Genomic DNA, 20,716 nt, shown 5'->3' with positions numbered 1-20,716 from the left:
ATCTCCGCAAGTAACTCTGCACAGAAATATCGCCAATCTTTGTAGAGCTTCTTGCGGGGATCCCTCGTTCCTCGGGATGACAAAAAATGAGATAAAATCTGCATAATCCGCTAAATCTGCGAGAGTTAATTTTTCACGCAGATTTAGCAGATCTAGCAGATTTTTTTTAAAGTGTGAACTTGCACTGTTTAACTTTTACATATTCAGCACTTTTATTTAAACTTATTAATTCTGAAAAATCTTTTTTAAATACGCCACATTTGCGCCGTAATTAACTTTTACATTATGCACTTGTGTCACATCTCTTGAACGCTCCACAATTAACCAGCCGCTCCATTTCATTTCATCCAGCGTTTTTTTAATTTCCGGCATATTAATCATCGTATCATTTTCCAACCAAACTTTATCTGTATTGGATGCATGAATTTGGGCTAAATGTTTTTTGCCTAATATTTTTAGTTCCGATGCAATATCTCTTCCGTTATCTGCAGCATTGGCAAAATTGAATGAACTTTTGATGTGTTTAGAACCAATTTCTTCCAACAATTTCTTCTCTTCTGTAGCGCTCAACGAAGTTTCAATCGCGATAACTCCGCCAATTTTACCTACCTGTTTTCCTGCCCATTTTAGTCTTTCAATAACAACCGGACGCAATTCTGGATTTTTAACCAGATCACTTTCTGTTCCCAACGGAAGATAAGCTACTTTGACTTTCATGTCTTTCATTGCTTTTACACAATCATTAATCATGGGTTCGATAGTTTCTCTCTTTGCAAACGACTGTGCATAGAATCCGGACATGGCGATAGAACTGATTCCCACTCCCAATTCTTTAGATTTATCCAAGAACTTTTGTCTTTCAATCGGATCTCCCAATTTGCTGTCAAAAGTTGGTCTTTTTCCTAAACCTCCCATGTCCAGTTCTATTCCGTCGGCTTTGATTTCACTTGCCAAACCAAAAGCACCTAATTTTTGACGTTTCAAAATCATCCAGTCACAAACCGCAACTTTATATTGTTGTTTATTTTTTGATGACTGAGCGGTCGCGCAGCTATTGAACGAGCAGGATAAAACTGCTAAGATTGCGACAATACTGTTTTTCTTGAAATGAGTTAAATTCATAAATATTTAGTTTTTACCATTAAGATATTAAGAAAATTAAGTTTGCTGCTTAATGAAACTTAATATCTTAATGGTTAATTTTTTCTCAACCGTATTGCTTAATAAACTTAATATCTTAATGGTTAAATTTTTAAATCTTATTCCTCTTCAGCCTTAACTGCAGTAACGGTTTTATTTTCGTCTCCAGGCCAGATTCCGTTTTTGATAGGGAATGCTTTTAATTTACTTGGATCGATTTTTACATATTTGATTTTTTCTCTTCTCCAGGTATAAACGATATGCACCATTCCGTCAGAACTCTGAATCATCGAAGGATATGAATATTGACTGATTTTTGAATCTTCTAAAACCAAAGCCGCTTTCCAGTTAATTCCGTCATCAGAAATTGAGACGTTCAAAGGCGTTCTTGGCCCTTTTGCTTCTGTTCCCGGAGGCAATACGTGATTGTAAACCAACAAATGTTTGCCGTTTTTCAGCGTTACAGCATCGGTTCCTGAATTGTTGTTTGGCAATCCGATCAACTCGATATCTGACCAGGTTTTTCCGTTATCTTTTGAAAAAGTACTAAAGATAGCTCTGTTTCTTGTTCTTCCAATTGCCTGAATACTTCCGTCTTTATGGAAAAGAATACTTGGCTGAATCGCATTGATTTTGTTTTTTCCTCTTGATAAGGTATCACCTAAAACCCATGTTTTTCCGAAATCAGGAGAAGATTCCATACGCAATCTCCAACCGTCACCTTCAATACTTGACGGGCATAATAAAATTCCGTTGCTTAATAAAACCGGTTTATTTTTGATTGGTCCTAAAAAATCTTTGCTTGGCATATTTTTAGCTTCAGACCATGTTTTTCCGTTATCAGATGAAGTTCTGATTACACCCCACCATTCTGATGGTTTTGGTCCTATTTTATAAAAAAGCATTAAATCGCCACCCGGAATTTGATACAAAACCGGATTCCATGTTGGTAATCTTGGTCCCTCTTTCATCACGCCATCAGCAACATTTATACCTTCAGTCCATTTGTCGCTTCCTTTTGGTTTTCTGCTTACATAAATACAAACATCAGGATGTCTTTCTTTTGTTCCTCCAAACCATGATGCTACCAAATCTCCGTTTGTTGCCTCAACAATTGTCGCAGCATGACAAGAAGGATAAGGTGCTTTATCATAGATAAACTCATCAACTAAAATTCCTTCTTTCCAGGTCTTTTTTTCTAAAGCAGATTTACAGCTTCCTAAAAGCAATAAACCGAATAAGACAAAAGTTATCTTTATGATCTTCATTCTTAATTTTATTTTTGGATTATTTTTTGAATTTTTATGCACTACTAATAATTTTTCGCACAAAAATATTTATTAAGTGTAAAAATGACACTAAAAAATTAAAGATGTATCCTGTACTGTCCCGAATTAGTAAAATTAACGCTTTACGTTAACATTATAAGCACCTGAAGGTATTGTTAAAACCAATTTATCACCTTCGATTTTATAAGTTTCAGCAGTTAACTTTTTACCATTTAAAATGACATTTGAAACATTTGTTGTTGGCAAATAAACCAAAGCCGATGTATTTGCCGGGATAGTGATATTCCATTGCAAATTGTTTTTGCTTTTCTTCCAGTTGCTTTTTATCAATCCGTGAATGGATTCGTATGAAGCGTTTACAAAAGTTAATCCTGCCTCAAAATCAGGTTTCATAATGATTTGTTTGAAACCCGGCGTTTCAGGATTACTTTTGATTCCGGCCATATTTTCATAATACCAAATCAATAAATCGCCTAAAAGCATCACATGATTTTGAGAATTCATACTAGGATCTGCAGTGTTTCCGTTCCATAATTCCCAAATAGTTGTCGCGCCATTTTCTACCATAAATCCCCAACTTGGGTATGTTTTGTTAGAAGCCAATTTGTACGCCAAATCTCCTCTTCCAAAATTGGTCAGGGTTCGCATCAAAAATTGAGTTCCGATTACGCCCGTACTAATATGACCGTTTTTAGTTACCTCAACTTCATGAACCATATTTTGGAAAACCTTTTCTTTTAGATTTTCAGGAACCAATCCGAAAGCCAAAGGCAACACATTTGCGGTTACGGTATTATTGGCATAAGTGTTCGTTGCTACATTTAAATATTTTGCATTAAAAGCTTTGCTGATTCTTTCTGATAAATCAGTATAATGTTCAACATCAGTATCTGTATTCGCGATTTTGGCAAATTTTTTCATGATTCCCAATAACTGATAATAAAACGCACTTGATATTAATCCGCCATCCGTTAAACGAGCCGGATCTTTTGAACGAATTAATTCTAAAGATTCAGGCGGCACGCACCAGTCGCCATATTTATCCTTATCCATCAAATCGTTTACCAGATAATTTTCTTCCATATACACCATCCACTTTTTCATGTATGGATATTGTTTTTTAATGACTTCCTGATCGGCAAATTGTTGGTACAACATATCGGCAACCGTAATATAAGTTCCCGGCCAGGTTACGTTATCACCATAATAACGCCAAAACGCCGGTGCTACATCTGGCAAACCTCCATCCTGAGTTTGTGCATTTTTGATATCATCGAGCCATTTAGCGTATAAAGTTTGATTATCAAATAGAAAACTTTCGCCATAAGCACCCGTTGTTCTGTCTCCCAACCAAGGCTGACGTTCGTTACGTTGTGGACAATCGATTGGCATTCCTTTATAATTTCCTCTTATTCCCCAATAGGCATTCTTGAAAATTTGATTCATTATTGCATCCGAAGATTCGAAAGTTCCGGTTGTTTTGATGTCATCATAAACCACTTTTCCAACAAAATTATCTACAGTTGGTTTTGTTGGAAATCCCGAAACCTCAACAAAACGGAATCCGTGAAATATAAATCGGGGTTCCCAAATTTCTTCCCCTTCTCCTTTTAAAGTATAAAGATCCGTAGTTTTTGCATCACGCAAATTGGCAATATATAAAGAACCATCAGCTTGTAAAGATTCAGCAAATTTCATTGTAATTTGATCGCCACTTTTCCCTTTAACTCTCAATTGCAGCCAACCTACCATATTCTGACCCATATCTAAAATATAAGTTCCTTTTGCTGTAGCTTTTATAGAAACAGGTTTTACCTCGCCCATTATTTTCATGTTCGGTGTCATTTGCCCTTCATAAAAACCTCCTGGCTCTTGCACATATCTTGCATTTACCCAATTTTTATCATCAAAACTGGTTGTGTTCCAGCCTTTCATTTCCTTGCGGGCATCATATTCCTCGCCGTCATATTCATTGTTAGACAAAATTGGTCCGTCAGTCGTTACTTTCCAGGTATCATCCGTCCTGATGATCTCCTGAGTTCCATCGGTATATTCAACAAACAATTGCAAGACCATTTTTGGCAAGCCAAATGATTTTATTTTATACGGTTTATAATCTTGTCGCATGGCAAAAAAACGTCCGTTTCCTAAAATGGTTCCCAACATATTTTTACCTTCTTTCAATTGCGAAGTCACATCAAAAACATTGTATTTTACATTTTTGGTGTAATCTGTAGGAACAGGTGCCAAAACCTGATCACCAATTTTATTTCCGTTAATGTACAGCTCGTACAAGCCCATTCCCATGATATAGACCTTGGCATTTTTAACCTGTTTTTTAAGATTTATTTCTTTCCTTAAATAGCGGGCAGATAATCTCGCATATTGAGAAACGCTATCATCTTTCGACAATTTTTCATATCCAATCCAACGTGTCGATTTCCAGTCGGCATAGGTTAAAATTCCGATGCTGAAATGTGCCTTTTCATTTGATTTTATTTCTCCTTTATTTGTCCAGATCGTTACTTTCCAAAAAACATCTTGTCTGTTTTCCAGTCGTTTTCCTTTATAAATAATATTGACAGCTTCATTACTTTCCACTTTTCCACTATCCCATAAATCGGCTTTATTCGCATTTAAATTTTCTAAAGTTGAAGCCACTAAAATTTGATAAGCGGTTTGTTTTACATCGTTTACATCGGCATTAATTTGCCAGCTCAATCTGGGTTGCAAAACATCAATTCCTTCGGGATTGTTGAGCATTTCGCATTGCAAATTGATAACGGAGATTTTATTTTGGGCTTTCGCCGAAAAGGAAATCAATGTTATAATGATGAATATTGTATGTAAAAAAAACTTTTTCATAATTTAAATTTTAATGCTTTGCTGTGATTTTTGTTTCACGCAGATTTAAAGAGATTTTGGCAGATGAACGCAGATTAATTCTTTTGCCATTTCGCTGAATTTAAAGATAAAAAATCAAATTAAATCTGCTCAAATCTGCAAAATCTGCGTGAAATAATTAAATTTTATTCCGAAACCAATTTTTCCAATTTCTCAGAAACGGCAATTTCCTTACCGTTTTTCAAAATTCTAAATCCTTTTCCTTTATGATATTTTTCTCCTGTTTTATCCCAAAGAATGGTTATGATATTGCCGTGATACAAAACATTATCCAGACAAAACCAATCCCATTTTTCTTGTGGGATCAACGGATTTACTTCTATTTTTTCATCCGCTCTCGGGCGTAAACCTACCAAACCTGTAATCACCAGATCGTTAAAAGTCGAATGATTATAATATCTACTGCGTTCTCTTTCACCCATTAACCAATATCCTGTAGTTTCATCCAGATATTCTCCCAAATAAGGTCTTCCGTGGAAATATTGTGACTCAACATATAAACTTAGTTGTTTGAAATAATCCGGTTTACCAACGAAATTCTGATCGTAATTATTCAACACATTGGCTAAAGCAGTTAACGTTTGTGAACTCGCAAAAGGCCAAATCGCTCCATCCCATTCACAAGTTCCAGTTCCGTGTGTTCTAAAACGCGGACTTCTTCTTTCAGCCGTTGTTAACCCAAACGGAGCTAAAAATCCTTTTTCATCTTTAATTTGTTCCCAGGCTTTTTCAAAACCTTTGTCTTTTTGTGGCAAATTAAAATACCACGGAATAAATCCGATAGCTTCTCGCACTTGTGCCAAAGTATCTTTCTCTGTAAACGTTTCAAAGAATTCACTTTTGGTATTCCAAAGTTTTGTTTCTACTAATTTTTGCAATGTATCGGCTTTTGCTTCAAAATAATTTTCTTGTTTCGTATCGCCTTTTAGCTTTGCTATTTTTGCCAAAGCGGTTGCATTTCCAAACATATAACTATTTATTGTCGGACGCGCATTTCTAAATTTTCTGGCACCGCTTAACGATTCTTCCATTCCGTCTTTTACATCAAACTGCCAGAACAAACCATCTTTGCGTTTTCTGTCTCCTTCCCAGGCTGCATATTCTGCTGCCAAATCAGGAAACATATCCACTAAAAACTTATCATCTTTATTTACCAAATAACGATTGTACAACGCATCCGCCGTCCAGCTGCTAAAAGTTCTGAGCTTTTTCATTGGCTTGCCATCATTACCTCTAAACCATAAATGAACGTCTTCCTCTAAATATTGCGGATTGTGAATCCATCTGAACTCATTAATATGATGTCCCAAAGCACAACTAATCATATTGTATTTATCGGCATAAGAACGATCTACTAAAAATTCTGTAATCGCATATCCCTGTGGTGTTTTCTTGATATGTTTACGCGCACTCCACCAACGGAAATAATAGATTTCCTCAAAATTTTGCTGCGGACATTCAAACAACGGGATATTTTTTTCCATCCAAGTCCACGCTGAATCATTCGGAATTGCAAATTTTAAATTCTCATCTTCCATCGTGTTGAAATAATCAACATAATGTTTGTAGTTTTCTTGTTTTAAAATGGCAGCTGTACTTTTAGAATTTGGCATTCCTGATTTGCAACCATTTAAAGTTGTAATCAGGATTATGAAAACTATTATTTTGTATTTGAAATTTTGTAACATGTTTAGAATTATTATTCAAATTTTATTTTTTTACTCTGTTTTTGAATTACCTCCTGCTTTAGCTGGAGGTTCAAATAAATGCATCTTTAAATGGCTTTAGCCAAAATATTTAGTTCGGCTAAAGCCAAAAACTTTTCTCATTTATTTCTCCAGCTAAAGCAGGAGGCTATTCAAATATTATTTTTAGAATTACAAGGTTTTGAAAACTTTACAGGAAACTTTTCTAATTCCCATAAAAAGTATAAGTCTGCCCCGCCTTCATCTGCACATCATATTCATTATACTTTGGCAATACTACTTCCTTCAAATTCGCTTTTTCTGAAATAATCGGCTTTTTCACTTCAACATCATAAAACAACGGATTTAAATTTTTCCCTTTTGCTTTTTTAATTGCTGTTCCTTTTCCGGCAGTTAACGTATTATCCACTTTTAATCTGCAGTTTCCTCCTAATTTTGAATAAATTTTCAACTCAGAAACTTTATTGTTTTTCCACGTCATATCAATCACGAATCCTCCTCTGGATATCAAACCTTTAATACTTCCGTCTTTCCAAACGCTTGGTAAAGCAGGTAATAAATGAATTGCATCTTCCTGGCTTTGCATCAACATTTCGGCAATTCCAGCCGTACATCCAAAGTTACCATCAATTTGAAATGGCTGATGCGCGTCTAACATATTCGGATACGTTCCTCCACCTTTTCTTTGTTCAGCCGTAACCAAATGCAATTGATCCTGCAACAATTTATAAGCGTGATTTCCATCTAATAATCTGGACCACCAACACACTTTCCATCCCATTGACCAACCTGTAGATTCGTCACCTCTATAATTTAATGAGTTCTTTGCGGCTTCAAACAATTCCGGTGTTTTTGTTGGTGAAATTTGGTTACTCGGAAACAAACCGTACAAATGCGAAACGTGTCTGTGTTTGTCTTCAGGGTTGTCCCAATCGGTTTGCCATTCTTGCAACTGACTGTATTTTCCAATTTTCATTGGCGGCATTTTAGCCAAAGCATCTGTTAGTTTTTTATTGAAATTTTCGTCCGGAGCAACCAATTTTGAAGCTTCGATAACATGTGTAAACAAATCAAAAACCAATTGATTGTCCATTGTAGTTCCGGAAGCAATAGTTGCTTTTCCGCTTCCGCCTGCATGTGTGTTTTCAGGTGAAACTGAAGGCACAACTACCAAATAACCTGTGTTTGGATCGACAATCATAAAGTCTAAAAAGAATTCTGCCGCACCTTTCATGATTGGGTAAATTTCTTTTAAATAATTTTTATCACCGGTATATAAATATCTTTCCCATAAATCCTGAGAAACCCACGCACCACCCGTTGGCCACATTCCTGAAGTGGCATTGTCTACGGGAGCTGTAACGCGCCAAATATCTGTGTTATGATGCAAAACCCAACCGTTTGCATTGTACATCGTTTTTGCGGTTTCATGACCCGTAACACTCAACTCTTTTGCCATTTGAATAAAAGGCTCGTGCATTTCTGAAAGATTGGTGACTTCCGCCGGCCAATAATTCATCTCGGCATTAATATTTGTGGTGTATTTACTGTCCCAAGGCGGAGTTACCATATCGTTCCAAATTCCTTGCAAATTGGCTGGTTGTCCGCCAGGCTGTGAACTTGAGATTAAAAGATAACGTCCAAACTGAAAATACAAACTCGCTAACTGCGGATCGAATTGTTTCGAGAAATCCCTGATGCGTTCATTAGTTGGTTTCTTCGCCTCTTCGTTTGTTCCTAAATCAAAAGAAACTCTGTTGAAGAATTTTTGATAATAATCAATGTGATCTTTTTTGATGCTTTCGAAATCTTTAGTTTCGGCTTTCGCCAAATAGCCTTTGCTTTTCGCTACTTCATCTTCTGAAATATCCTGATAATTTTTGAAATTCGTTGCTATCGAAATATAAAGCGTTACCTCATCGGCTTTGTTGATGCTGATGATTCCGTTGCTTGAAGAAACTTCTCCGCCTTTATTTTTCGCTGTTAATCTTCCCTGAAATTTAACTTTCCCTTTTTGATTTTCAAAATTAGTTCCGATTCCCGAAAGCAAGATTTGTTCGCCATCTGAAGCAGCAACTGTTTTATCAATCGGACTATTCATGAAAACATTACAAGTAATTTGTCCCGGTTTATTAGCAGATAATTTCACTGCAATTACCTGATCTGAAAATGCGGTCAAAATTTCTCTCGTAAATTCTACACCATTAACCGTGTATTTTACTTTCGCTGTAGCATTTGCAATATCTAAATCTCTGTAATAATTAGTATATTTTTGATGCCCCGGAAACGAAATATAAACGCTCCCAAAAGTTTGGTATGGCATTCCGTCATTGGTTTGCGACATAATATCCTGCGTCGCCAATTCCTGTGCTTCATCAAATTTTCCATCAAAAATTAATTGACGAACAATTGGTAAAGCTTTTATCGATTTCGAATGTGCATTGCTGTTTGGTGAACCTGCCCAAATGGTTTCTTCATTTAATTGCAAACGTTCTACTGCCGGATCTCCAAAAACCATCGCCCCCAAACGACCATTTCCTAAAGGAAGTGCTTCGTTCCAGATAGCAGCGGGTTTATCGTACCAAAGTTTTAATTCATTATTGGTTTGCGCCATTGCTGTAAGCGAAAAAAGCCCAACACAAATCGCCGTAATTTTAATTTTTAATCTCATGCTTATATTTTTTTTTCGCCACGAATTCACGAATTAACTCTAATTTATCTTTGTGTTTAATTTTTCAAATTTATTTTGTCAATTGTTGAAAATCTGCTCGATCTGCTAAATCTGCTTGAAAAATTACTCTCGCAGATTTAGCAGATTATGGAGATAAAAATCCTTCTAATCATTTTAATCTGTGACAAAATAATTCGTGAATTCGTGGCTATTTTTTAACCTCGTAAATCTTGTTGTTTTTCTCTCCAAACATTTCATATAATTTGTCGATATCTTTCAGCGCATTTTTAGGTAAATTTTCAGCTTTATTACCAAAAACATATAGTTTGTCATAAGGTTCAATTACACAAGTTGACTCGTCGATTTCGCCTTTTGCATTTTTGACTTTATTCAAATCCAAGCCTAAATATTTCGCCATAAACGGATACAATGCCATACGTTTTGAAACTCCAAAATCATGTCCTTCTTTGGCAAAATGAGCGTTTTCTACCAAATCTTTTTTACCGTAAAGTTCATAAGTTCTTTGGATAAAAGGGAATTCCAATTCAGGAACCGCCAATGTCCAGTCTTTTCCATCAGAAACAATCAATTGTGGTTTTGGCGCCATCATCGCAGAGATTTCAGCATTGTTTGTTCCGTTTCCACATAAGTGAATTCCGCGACCGCTTTCGCACGGACATCCACCAGAAAAATGAGATGAAACCATTACCACCGGAGCAGAAACCGTAATTCTATCATCCAAAGCTGCTAAAAACATCGTGTGTGATCCCCCGCCGGAGCCACCGGTTACACCAACGCGCGACATATCTACATTTTTTTGAGTCGATAAATAATCCAATAATCGGATTCCGGTTAAAACCTGTACTGTTGATGCAATACTATTTCTGTGTGTTTGCTCCGGGAATTGCAATAATGATTCTCCCCAGGCAAACAAATCGTAACTTACTACAATGGCACCCATTTTAGCCATAATCGCACAACGGTATTGTTCGTCTTTTCTATATCTTCCGTCTCCAAAATGTCCGTCCGGCGTTAAAATTACCGGTGCTTTTTTATTTAAGGGATACGGTTTGTAGATAGATCCTGTGGCGTAAACTCCAGGCAGAATTTCCAAACCAATATTTTCGATACTGTAATCTTTATAAATTCTTTTTGGCGTTAAAATTGGTTTTGATTTTGGCATTGGTGGCGCTTTGTCCAATCCAAATGACGTTATCATACACCCTTTTATTTCTTTTTTTCTTGCTTCCCATTCTGAAACATTCGAATATAAAGTCGTCAAATAATCTAAACGCTCTCTTCCTTTATCAACCGAAACTTTATGGTTTTCATATTTTCTGATGATATAAGTTCCATCCGGTTGTTTGAAATACATCAATTCAAAAGGCGCTAAAATGTTCGTTAAAGAAATCGCCAGATTGCCCGGCTCGATTCTCCAATCGGCATAATCCAGTTCTTTTCCTTTTAATAAACCTCTGTCATCGTTAATCGTCACGTGAAAAACAGTTTCAATTTTTTTCAGCGTTTCTGAAACTGGCTTTCTAAAGTTTTCATCGGAAGTTATTTGCGCATTTGAAAGTGTCAATGCAAAGATTGAAAGTAGAAGTGCGAGTTTTATGTTCTTTAAATTTTTCATTTTATATATCAAACTTTTTTGAATTGCCTCCTGCTTTAGCTGGAGGAGAATAAATTGTTTTCTAAACTGGCTTTAGCCTAACTTCTTAATTTGGCTAAAGCCTTTTGACTTGTATATTTTAAACTCCAGCTAAAACTGGAGGCTATTCAATTTTATTTTTATCGTTTACAATATCAAGTTGATTAACTATCAACATTTTGACAAATCGCATCTAACATCTTACAACGTACATTCAATTGTATATTTTCCTGAACCTAATTCTAAATTTTTAGCAACTTTTCCGTTTATTCTTATTTCAGTATTTTTCGGAACAGGTAATTTTATTGTTGCCGATGTATTCACCGGAATCTCAACTTTTAAAATCAATTTTTCATCTTTCTTTTCCCAGGCCGAAGCAATATTTCCATAAATGGATTTATAAGTTGCTTTTACAAAAGTCATATCGCCCACCACTTCAGGCTGAATAAAGAAATGTTTGAAACCCGGGTTTTTATCATCTGAAACAATTCCTGCTAAACTTTGGTAAAACCATTCTTCAATTTGTCCCATCATAAAGTGATTCCACGAATTTCCTTTTCGCGGATCCCATTGTTCGGTTAAAGTCGTCAATCCGAATTTAATCTGAAATCCATAACCCGGCGCATCGTAATGATTGTTCATTTTATACATCATTTCATTTTCGCCATTTTGAGCCAAAGCCTGAAATAAATAACGATTTCCAACATCGCCTGTAGTTAATCTGTCACCTTTTGCTTTAATATCATTCAGTAAATTTTGCATTACTGCCGCTTTATATTGCGGTTCAACAATATCCATATAAACCGGAACGGCATTACTAAACTGGCTGTTTGTGCCGTATTGTTTTGTTTCGGGATTGAAGAATTCCTTGTTGAAAGCATTTTTTATATCCGCAGTCAAAGTTTCATATTTCTGAATATCTTCTGTTTTGTTCAACAATTTTGCCGCTTTTGCCACCAAATTTGCTCCATAAAAATAATGTGAAGTGGCAGAAAGTGCAATCGGACTGTTTTTAGAATATCCTGCGGCGTGCGTTCCGTAATCGTACCAATCGCCTAAACCATGCGATACTATATGATCTTTCGCTTTTGTTCCTAAATAATCCACGTAGTTTTTCATCACCGGATAATATTTTTCCAATAAAGAAGCATCTCCATAATATTCATAATACATCCATGGGAGAATTACTCCAGTTACGCCCCATTCCGGTGAATCGGTAAAATCGCCACCAAAAACTACATATTCAGGAACTATTGTCGGAATTAAACCATTCTCTCTTTGTGCATCTGAGATGTTTTGCATTATCGCCGGAATATAACTTTCCAGATTATAATTGAACATTAATCCCGGACCGTTTAAGTGAATCTCTTCTAACCAACCCAATTTTTCGCGTTGTGGACAATCGGTGAAAACACTCTGAAAATTACTTTTTATGGAGTTATTAATCAGTTCATGTGCCTTATTAAAAATTGTATTGGAAGATTCAAAAGTTCCTGCTTCTCCAGCCGAATTGTAAATAAAATTCGATTTTAAATCAACCAGTGTTGGCAAGTTTTGATCTTTGGTTTCTTTATAATTGATATTCTCTATCTGAACATATTGAAAACCGTAATAACTAAATTTTGGCTGCCATTCTTCTACACCTTCGCCTTTTAAAGTATAGTCGTAATAGTATGGTTTTCCGGATCTTCCCTGACCAATTGTTCCGTCGTCGTTCAATCCTTCACCAACCCAAACACGAATCGTTTGTCCTTTTTTTCCTTTTACTTTTATGGTTGGAAATCCGGATAGATTTTGTCCCATATTAAAAACATAAAAGTTGGGTTTCAACGCTTTTACCTCTTTTATGTCATAACGTTTCTGAATCGTAATTGGCGGTGCCGTTTGTGCTCTCAAAACTCCTTTTGGCGCTTCCTGAACCACTATTTTTTTCCAATTTGAATCGTTAAATCCTTTAGAATTCCAGCCTTTTTGTTCTAAGTTGGCATTATAATCTTCACCTCCAAAAATGCTGTTATAGGTAATTGGGCTTTTGCTGTATTTCCAGCTTTGATCTGATTTTATGATTTCTTCGGAGCCGTCTTTGTAAACGATTTTCATTTTGAAGAATAAAGTTGGCGGACCAAAACTCACAAAAAACTTGGTATATCTTTCTGCAAGGGTATTGTACATTCCGTTTCCTAAAAGAACGCCAATTACATTTTCCTCTTTTTGCAATTCAGCAGCTGATAATTCGTAGGTATTATAATTTACGGTTTTGTCGTAATCTGTCCATAAAGGAGCAAATTCACTATTGCCGATTTTTTTTCCGTTTAGAGTCAATTCGTAATGCCCCAAACCTGAAATATAAACTACCGCTTCCTTAATTTCTTTAGCAACATTAAATGATTTTCGAAGCATAATGCTTCTGCGTGATAAAGAATCTGAAGCATTAATTATCGCCTCTTTTTTCTCTCTTTTATAAGTCGCCGAGTGAAAATTTCTGCCTTCCGGCAAATGACTGTCTGCTTTTGTAATCGCCCCAATCCAAATTGGATTTAAGTCTGATTCGTCTGGTGCAATTCTGAAAAAAGCAGTTTTACTCCATTTAGAAATTTTACCTTTTTGATTCCATACTTTAACTTTCCAAAAATATTTGGTTTCCGTTTTTAAAGGGCTTCCGCCATACGAAATCTGTAAATTTTTATTGGAATTAACTCTTCCGCTGTTCCAAATATTACCTTCATCATTTTCTAGTTTTTCTTCAGATGAAGCAACCAAAATCTGATACCCAATTTGTGATGTATTAAATTCTTTTGAAACCAATTGCCAACTTAATCTTGGTTGTTTTTGAATAACAGCCAACGGGTTTTCTGTCATCTCACAAATCAAATGTTCAGCAGCAATCTGCCCATTTGAGATGAAAGTTGTTAGAAGACAAAAGAGAAATAATATGTTTTTGAGAAACTTCACTTTGTAAATTTTAATTGAACCATTAAGACATTAAGTTAAATTAAGCGTTAACTTCTTTATTCTCTAAAATTAAGTTTTATTAAGCATTCCGCTAAATTCTCTTAATCTCTTAATGGTGCAAATTATTATAACTTTTTTGTTACCAATGATTTAATATTAAATACCGCTTCCTGAATTAGTTTGCCTGTATTTGGTAAATCCGTAAAATCTGGTGTGTCTGGCTCTGTATCTGCATTTGGCGTATAACGCTGATCTCCGGTACGGAACATAATGCGCGAAATACCATCAACCGGCGCATAGAATATTTTATTGGTTTCTTTACCGTCATTTACTTTCACCATATACGAACGGGAAGTAACATCTAATTTAACTGTGATCGTATATTCTTTTCCAGCTTCGTATTTTGTAAGTCCGCCAAAACGGGCGCCATTTTTCGCTTTCAATTCTCCATCCGAATCGAATTCTAATCGAATAGCCGGAAGTCCTTGTTTATTTTGGAATTCAATTTGCAATAAACCGTGATTATTTTGTTCCGGTTTAACGGTAAAAGTGGCTTCCATTTTTTGTGCAAACGGAATCACGCGTTCTGCACGGGAATAATCAAAATAATCCTGATCTCTTAATGTTAGCCATTTTACGCCATCTGTTTTCTTTTCCACTTTCGTAGAAGCCCACGATAAATCATAGGTATTCCAGAATTTCAATTCATCGCCATTTGGCAAATCATTAAAAACATCTTTTACATCTTCTTTCACTTCGCTGGTTACAGGAACGGGAATTGAAGCTACCCAAATATCTTCTTTGTTTACACTGTAACTTACCCAAAGTTTTCCGTCAGGCGGAGTTCCATCCGTTTCCGGAATTCCTCGAACGTATTGCGGACCTGCCGATTTGTAGTTTCCACCATAACGCATCGGAGTAATTTCGCCGTGAACCAATAATAAATCTTTGTAATTCAACCCGTCATCACTTGTTGAAATTGCCAATGGCCAACGATATTCTGATGGATTATAAACAGTTGCATAACGATTGTCAGCCGTTTTTTGTCCCCAGATTTTAGCATTACTGTTTACAAAACCCGGCGCTCTTGTTGGCGTATATTGCCATGTTTTTCCATCATCTTTACTGATAGAAGTCAAAGCAAATTTCCATAAACCTACTACGTTTCCGTTTGGTAAATGGTAATAATTGAATGCTTTATATTGTTTTTTTAGCGGAATTAAAGCGTCATCTCTGTCGGCCTCTTCTACCCATTGTTGCATTAATAAGGGTTTCGACATTAATTCATCACAAGCTTTGATAAATTTCTTGTCTTTGCTTTTCGTATAAAATGGAAATGTAGTTGGTATTGGATTTCCGTTTTTATTGTATCTGATAAAATAAACCGGACCATAACTTCCGTCTTTGTAAATTTCTCTAACTACACGGCCAATTCCTTTTCCGTCATTTGGATCATCTTTTTTGTCTAATGCCACTCCGTAATAACCCACCGCCAGCAATCGATTATCTGATGAAACATAAAAACCCATTCGCTGGTGCATTACGGCATCTAAATTTTTGGCCACACCTTCAACACCTTCTTTTTTAAATCCGTCAGGAACGTGGTAAATTGGAAAAAGAACCTGAGGTTTTGTCCATGTTACTCCGTCTTTTGAGGTCATCATAAAAGTTTGTCCCGGCGGAATATGTTCTCCTGATGGGTCGCTTAAATAATGCAAATAGAAAGTATTGTTCCAATACGCCATCATCGGCTGGTGGTTGTAGGTCCAGCCAAAACCATCGGCTTTTTCCGGATGTTCACGGCTTGCACGCATAATTTGTGTTGCGTGAACGCCCACCGCCGGACTCAATTGCCCGTGATGATAATCGACATTAGAAAGTGTTTTACCAACATAACGTACTGTGTCGTTTTGGGCATTTACAACTGTGCAAGTCAATAGAATTGCAGCTGTAGTTATGATGTTGGTTTTTATGTTTTGGAAAGTAATCATTATTTATATTTTTTGTTTCACGCAGATTTGGCAGATTTTAGCTGATCAAAGCAGATTTTTTATCCGATTACATTTAAATAAAAAATCTGCAAAATCTGCTTAAATCAATTTAAATCTGCGTGAAATTTTTCTAACTTTTTTATCTGCTTGATCTGCTAAATCTGCAGGGGAAAAAATTTTACTCTCGCAGATTTAGCTGATTTGGCAGATTTTTTTATTTTTTTATTTTTTTTCAATTAATCCTTTTAAAACTCCTTCGGATATTGTTGTAATCGTTCCGTGTTTATGTCCTTCCGGAAGACTTATTTTTGAAGACACATCTTCAAAATGAACAAAATCTGTTGTGCTTGAAGCTTTATAATTTTTTTCGCCGTAATTATCATAATAAATCAGCCATTCTTTTCCGACTTTTACTACCGTTGGACCTTCTGATAAATGTGCTGTAAAAGGTTCTGAACTTTTTCCGAAAGGTCCTAAAGGCGATTTTCCGAAAGCAACTTTTATATTACGCATTGGTCTGGTATTGTCTTTCAGAACCAAAACATAATCTTTCTTTCCTTTTTTTACAATCACACAATCGATCACGCTAAAACCTGGTTCGTAATATAATTTTGCATCCGAGAAAGTTTTAAAATCCTTCGTTGTCACATAATACATACGGTGATTATTTTTCTCTTCTTCTATTCCTTTTTCGAATCTAAACGGAATTGTAGATGCCCAAATGATAATATATTCTTTTTTGACATCATCATAAAAAATTTCCGGAGCCCAAACATTTACTACTTCCGGTTCGTTTTTCATTACCGGAATATATTCTTGTTTTGACCAATGAATCAAATCCTTAGAACTGGCATATCCAAAACCATTTCCGCCCTTCCAGTCTGTTGTCCAAACCAAATGATACGTTCCGTCAGCTCCTTTTGTGATCGAAGGATCACGCATGATTTTGCTGGTTCCAATTTCTGGTTTTAAAAACGATCCTTCAAGACCTTTCCAATTGTATCCGTCTTCGCTGTAAGCTAAGTATAAACCTTCGGTCGCTGGTTCCCGAAACGAAGTAAAAAGATAAATTTCTTTCTTTTTCTGCGAATAACTTATGGCAAAAATGGAAAGGGTCAGGATGATGAATATTTTTTTCATTTTTTGTTTTTGCTCTCCTGCAAGGTTTTCAAAACCTTGTCGGTGTTATTTTGAATATTGAATACCTACAAGGTTTTGAAAACTTTGCAGGAAGACGAACTTCTTATTCTATTATCGCTTTTTTATCTAAAGCAGCTCCTTTTTTCACAACCGTATTTACATTATTAAATACATTGTTTTTAAGGAAAATATTTTTTGTTTCTTTTCCGTCAGCTTCGATGAAAACATCTGTCGCATTAAATGGAAAATTATTGTTGATCATGATATTCGATGCATTCTCAATTTTGATAACCGGAACTCCTTTTATTGGAGTTGATGAACCTACATTATCTAAAATAAGGTTTTTAGCATCTGAAATTTTGAACGAAGAACCAACTGATGCATTTACTTTTACATCATGGAACTCAATATCTGTTGCCGTGATTACTGTAAAACCTTCTTTACCATCCATATTAATATTCGAGAAAGAAATATTTTGAATTGGCATTTCAGAAATTCCACGAACGAATCCTGCTTTATTTACATTTCCGCCCGTAACATTGCTGATGTGAATGTTTCTGAAAATAGGCGTACGTTCTGTAACCGGCTCTGCTGCATTATCTTTATCATAGAACAAATCCAAAATAATGGCTTCTTCTTTGATGTTTTTCATCACAATATTATCGACACGAATATCTTCTACAACACCGCCACGACCACGTGCTGATTTGATACGGATTCCTCTGTCCGTTCCGTCAAAAACACAATTTGAAATCGTGATTTTTTTGATTCCGCCCGACATTTCACTTCCAATAACAACACCACCGTGACCGCTTAACATGGTACAATTGGTAATTGTTACATTTTCTGTAGCTCTTCCGTATTTACGACCGTCTTCATCTCTGCCCGATTTGATTGTAATACAATCATCTCCAACACTGATATGGCAATTCGAAATATGCACATTGGTGCAGGAAGAAGGATTAATTCCGTCTGTATTTGGCGAATGGGGATTAAAAATTGAAATTCCCGTAACCGTTACGTTATCACAAAATTCAGGGTTAATTGTCCAAAAAGGAGAATTTTGAAACGTTACACCTTCAATCAAAATATTTTTACAACCATAAGCCTGAAAGAAAGAAGGTCTGAAAAACTTTTTATCAATTGTTCTTTTATAATAGTCAGAATAAACGATTCCTTTGTTTTGTTCTTCCCACATTTTTTGATATTTCGTTTGTGGAATAGGTCCTTTTGCTGTTTCAATTCGGTACACTTCATTCCACCACGCTTTTCCTTGTCCGTCGATTACTCCTCTTCCTTTGATGGTGATATTCTCTGCATCTTTGGCATAGAATAATGGTGAAAAAGATTTCATCACCAATCCTTCATAACGCATTTCGACATATGGTAAATAATCATCAAAATTGTCTGAAAATTTCAAAAGTGCACCCGAATCCAAATGAATCGTGATATTACTTTTCAACTTTAAAGCTCCTGTTAAATATTCCCCGGCAGGAAAAAAAATAGTTCCGCCACCATTTTTAGACGCTTTTTCGATAGCATTCTGAATGGCTTCGGTACATTTTATTCCTTTGTTATTTCCGCCTTCATTTAAGATATTCAGCCAGCCGTCGTTTGCGAAAGCGGTGTTGAAACCTGTGATGAAGAATAATAGTATTATAATGTTTTTTATTTTCATAATGTTTTTGGTTTCACGCAGATCTGGCAGATTGCGCGGATTTTTTATTCTCATTTTTGTCATCCTGAGGAACGAAGGATCACACACGTAACTCGACAAGGATTGCGGAATCACTTTGCGAAGTTTCTAGTGTGATCCTTCGTTCCTCAGGATGACAAGATTGTGGTTACTTTGATTCTAAAATCAAAACCCAGTCATTCCCATCTTCTTTTTTATCAGAAGGCTGAAATTCTTTAATTCCTTTATTCTCAAAAGTTCCAATTTTCGTTTTTTGTCCATTTCTTGGATTGTACCAACTTGCCTGAACTTTATCTCCCAAAATTTTACCCATATTTACTTCGATTTTTCTTCCGTTGTAAGTATATAGCAAAGCATATCCTTTTCCTTTTAATGCCGGAATATAATCGTATTTCTCTCCTTGATTGACAACGAATGAAATATCAGGAGTTCCTTCTAAAAATGGAAATTCTAACATCAATTTTTTAATATAAACCATTTCTCCCGCACCCGGCGCATTAATTGCTGATGTCCATAACTCTTTATTTCCGTAAGCTGGTTTGTCACCTTTTCTGAACATCTGCATTACAGCATTATGACCGTAAGTATAACCTGCAGCGCCTGAGAGAACCGACCAATATCCATAACGGCGTACGTCACTTGCTTTCCATTTTGGTTGTAAAGTGTCATGCAAACCATGTGGAATTCCTTCGTATGAAGGTTCTCCGTCAAGAGTTGGTTTTGTTGGTTTTAATTCAAAATCTCTTAAGACAAATTTGTAATTGTCTTCTTTGAAATTCGTTTTCACTGAATCCTGATCGTATCTTCTGTGGCCTGACTGAAACATATTGAAATCTAACCAGCTTGCAGTGTGATAATCATCTGAAGAATCGGTTCTTCCAAAAGGATGAAAAGTCACTAACTGATCTGGATTATTTGTTTTTAATGTACTTCCGATCGCATTCCAGATATCTTTAAATTCATTTCCGTGGGTATCTCCTCCGTTTAACCAGATTACGTTGGTTTTATTTTTATAACGGTTTGCTAAAAACGTTGCATATTCAATTGCCTGTTCTTTGCTAACTTTATTTCCTTTCGAAACATTGGTTCCCCAAACTGGTACCATCGCTAAATAGATTCCGTTTTTGCGCGCTACTTCTAAAGTATAATCTACATGATCCCAGTAATCATATTCCTGGGGATTTTTAAAATTATTTCCGGCTGTGATTAAGGGTTTAGAAACGTCTTCTTTAATTAAAGCAGCATCTCCATAAACATTAATAGCATTTATATTATGCAAAACCATTACCTGAACGACGTTGAATCCCTTTGCTTTTCTGTCTTTAAAATATTTATCTACTCCTGCTCTGTCTAATTTTCCGAAAGTCAGCCAACCGGTATCGCCTAACCAGAAAAATGGTTTTCCATCTTCGGTTACAAAATAATGTTGATTTTTTGAAACTTTAATTTTTGGCAAAGCGCCTTTTTCTGCAGATTGAGAATATCCGCTTTGCGCAGCTAACACTAAACTTAGACCAAGAGCGTATAGATATTTAATTTTCAGATTCATTATGGTTTATTTTGAATTATTTTT

The 20,716-nt window shown here is 35.8% G+C and carries 11 protein-coding genes; all 11 read right to left on the bottom strand.

The annotated features are described in order from the left end of the window. Positions 1-225 precede the first annotated feature (225 nt). Positions 226-1,122, bottom strand: coding sequence for a sugar phosphate isomerase/epimerase family protein (locus AC1RRN_RS12300; RefSeq protein ID WP_492967586.1), 897 nt, complete (start codon positions 1,120-1,122; stop codon positions 226-228). 137 nt (positions 1,123-1,259) lie between these two features. Next, the gene (locus AC1RRN_RS12295) at positions 1,260-2,408 is read right to left on the bottom strand and encodes a sialidase family protein (protein ID WP_492967585.1); all 1,149 of its coding nucleotides are present in this window, start codon (positions 2,406-2,408) and stop codon (positions 1,260-1,262) included. A 135-nt stretch (positions 2,409-2,543) separates the two neighbouring features. Continuing rightward, positions 2,544-5,294 carry a glycoside hydrolase family 78 protein gene (locus AC1RRN_RS12290; protein ID WP_492967584.1) on the bottom strand — a complete coding sequence of 917 codons (2,751 nt, stop codon included), beginning with the start codon at positions 5,292-5,294 and terminating at the stop codon, positions 2,544-2,546. Between the two features lie 164 nt (positions 5,295-5,458). Continuing rightward, entirely contained in the window at positions 5,459-7,021 is a 1,563-nt protein-coding gene (locus AC1RRN_RS12285) for an MGH1-like glycoside hydrolase domain-containing protein (RefSeq protein WP_492967583.1), read from the bottom strand. 223 nt (positions 7,022-7,244) lie between these two features. Beyond that, positions 7,245-9,710: a glycoside hydrolase family 95 protein gene (locus AC1RRN_RS12280; protein ID WP_492967582.1), complete on the bottom strand. Its 2,466-nt coding sequence runs from the start codon at positions 9,708-9,710 to the stop codon at positions 7,245-7,247. Positions 9,711-9,918: 208 nt separating this feature from the next. Continuing rightward, positions 9,919-11,346 (bottom strand): alpha/beta hydrolase family protein, encoded by a 1,428-nt coding sequence (locus tag AC1RRN_RS12275; RefSeq protein WP_492967581.1) that lies wholly within the window; start codon positions 11,344-11,346, stop codon positions 9,919-9,921. Between the two features lie 219 nt (positions 11,347-11,565). Continuing rightward, entirely contained in the window at positions 11,566-14,316 is a 2,751-nt protein-coding gene (locus AC1RRN_RS12270) for a glycoside hydrolase family 78 protein (RefSeq protein WP_492967580.1), read from the bottom strand. A gap of 125 nt (positions 14,317-14,441) precedes the next feature. Beyond that, positions 14,442-16,307, bottom strand: coding sequence for a six-hairpin glycosidase (locus tag AC1RRN_RS12265; RefSeq protein ID WP_492967579.1), 1,866 nt, complete (start codon positions 16,305-16,307; stop codon positions 14,442-14,444). A 222-nt stretch (positions 16,308-16,529) separates the two neighbouring features. Then, positions 16,530-17,447 carry a glycoside hydrolase family 43 protein gene (locus AC1RRN_RS12260; RefSeq protein WP_492967578.1) on the bottom strand — a complete coding sequence of 306 codons (918 nt, stop codon included), beginning with the start codon at positions 17,445-17,447 and terminating at the stop codon, positions 16,530-16,532. A 103-nt stretch (positions 17,448-17,550) separates the two neighbouring features. Continuing rightward, positions 17,551-19,125: a glycoside hydrolase family 28 protein gene (locus AC1RRN_RS12255; RefSeq protein ID WP_492967577.1), complete on the bottom strand. Its 1,575-nt coding sequence runs from the start codon at positions 19,123-19,125 to the stop codon at positions 17,551-17,553. Positions 19,126-19,291: 166 nt separating this feature from the next. Continuing rightward, positions 19,292-20,692, bottom strand: coding sequence for a glycoside hydrolase family 140 protein (locus AC1RRN_RS12250; RefSeq protein ID WP_492967576.1), 1,401 nt, complete (start codon positions 20,690-20,692; stop codon positions 19,292-19,294). Between the last annotated feature and the right edge of the window lie 24 nt (positions 20,693-20,716).

The sequence above is a fragment of the Flavobacterium sp. GW821-FHT11G01 genome, assembly GCF_058808175.1.
Note: the sequence above shows the minus strand (reverse complement) of the source record. Positions and strands in the feature narration are given on the sequence as shown.

Coding starts and splice junctions, on each gene's coding strand:
- AC1RRN_RS12300 (WP_492967586.1), bottom strand. CDS start 1,122: ATGAATTTAACTCATTTCAAGAAAAACAGTATTGTCGCAATCTTAGCA.
- AC1RRN_RS12295 (WP_492967585.1), bottom strand. CDS start 2,408: ATGAAGATCATAAAGATAACTTTTGTCTTATTCGGTTTATTGCTTTTA.
- AC1RRN_RS12290 (WP_492967584.1), bottom strand. CDS start 5,294: ATGAAAAAGTTTTTTTTACATACAATATTCATCATTATAACATTGATT.
- AC1RRN_RS12285 (WP_492967583.1), bottom strand. CDS start 7,021: ATGTTACAAAATTTCAAATACAAAATAATAGTTTTCATAATCCTGATT.
- AC1RRN_RS12280 (WP_492967582.1), bottom strand. CDS start 9,710: ATGAGATTAAAAATTAAAATTACGGCGATTTGTGTTGGGCTTTTTTCG.
- AC1RRN_RS12275 (WP_492967581.1), bottom strand. CDS start 11,346: ATGAAAAATTTAAAGAACATAAAACTCGCACTTCTACTTTCAATCTTT.
- AC1RRN_RS12265 (WP_492967579.1), bottom strand. CDS start 16,307: ATGATTACTTTCCAAAACATAAAAACCAACATCATAACTACAGCTGCA.
- AC1RRN_RS12260 (WP_492967578.1), bottom strand. CDS start 17,447: ATGAAAAAAATATTCATCATCCTGACCCTTTCCATTTTTGCCATAAGT.
- AC1RRN_RS12255 (WP_492967577.1), bottom strand. CDS start 19,125: ATGAAAATAAAAAACATTATAATACTATTATTCTTCATCACAGGTTTC.
- AC1RRN_RS12250 (WP_492967576.1), bottom strand. CDS start 20,692: ATGAATCTGAAAATTAAATATCTATACGCTCTTGGTCTAAGTTTAGTG.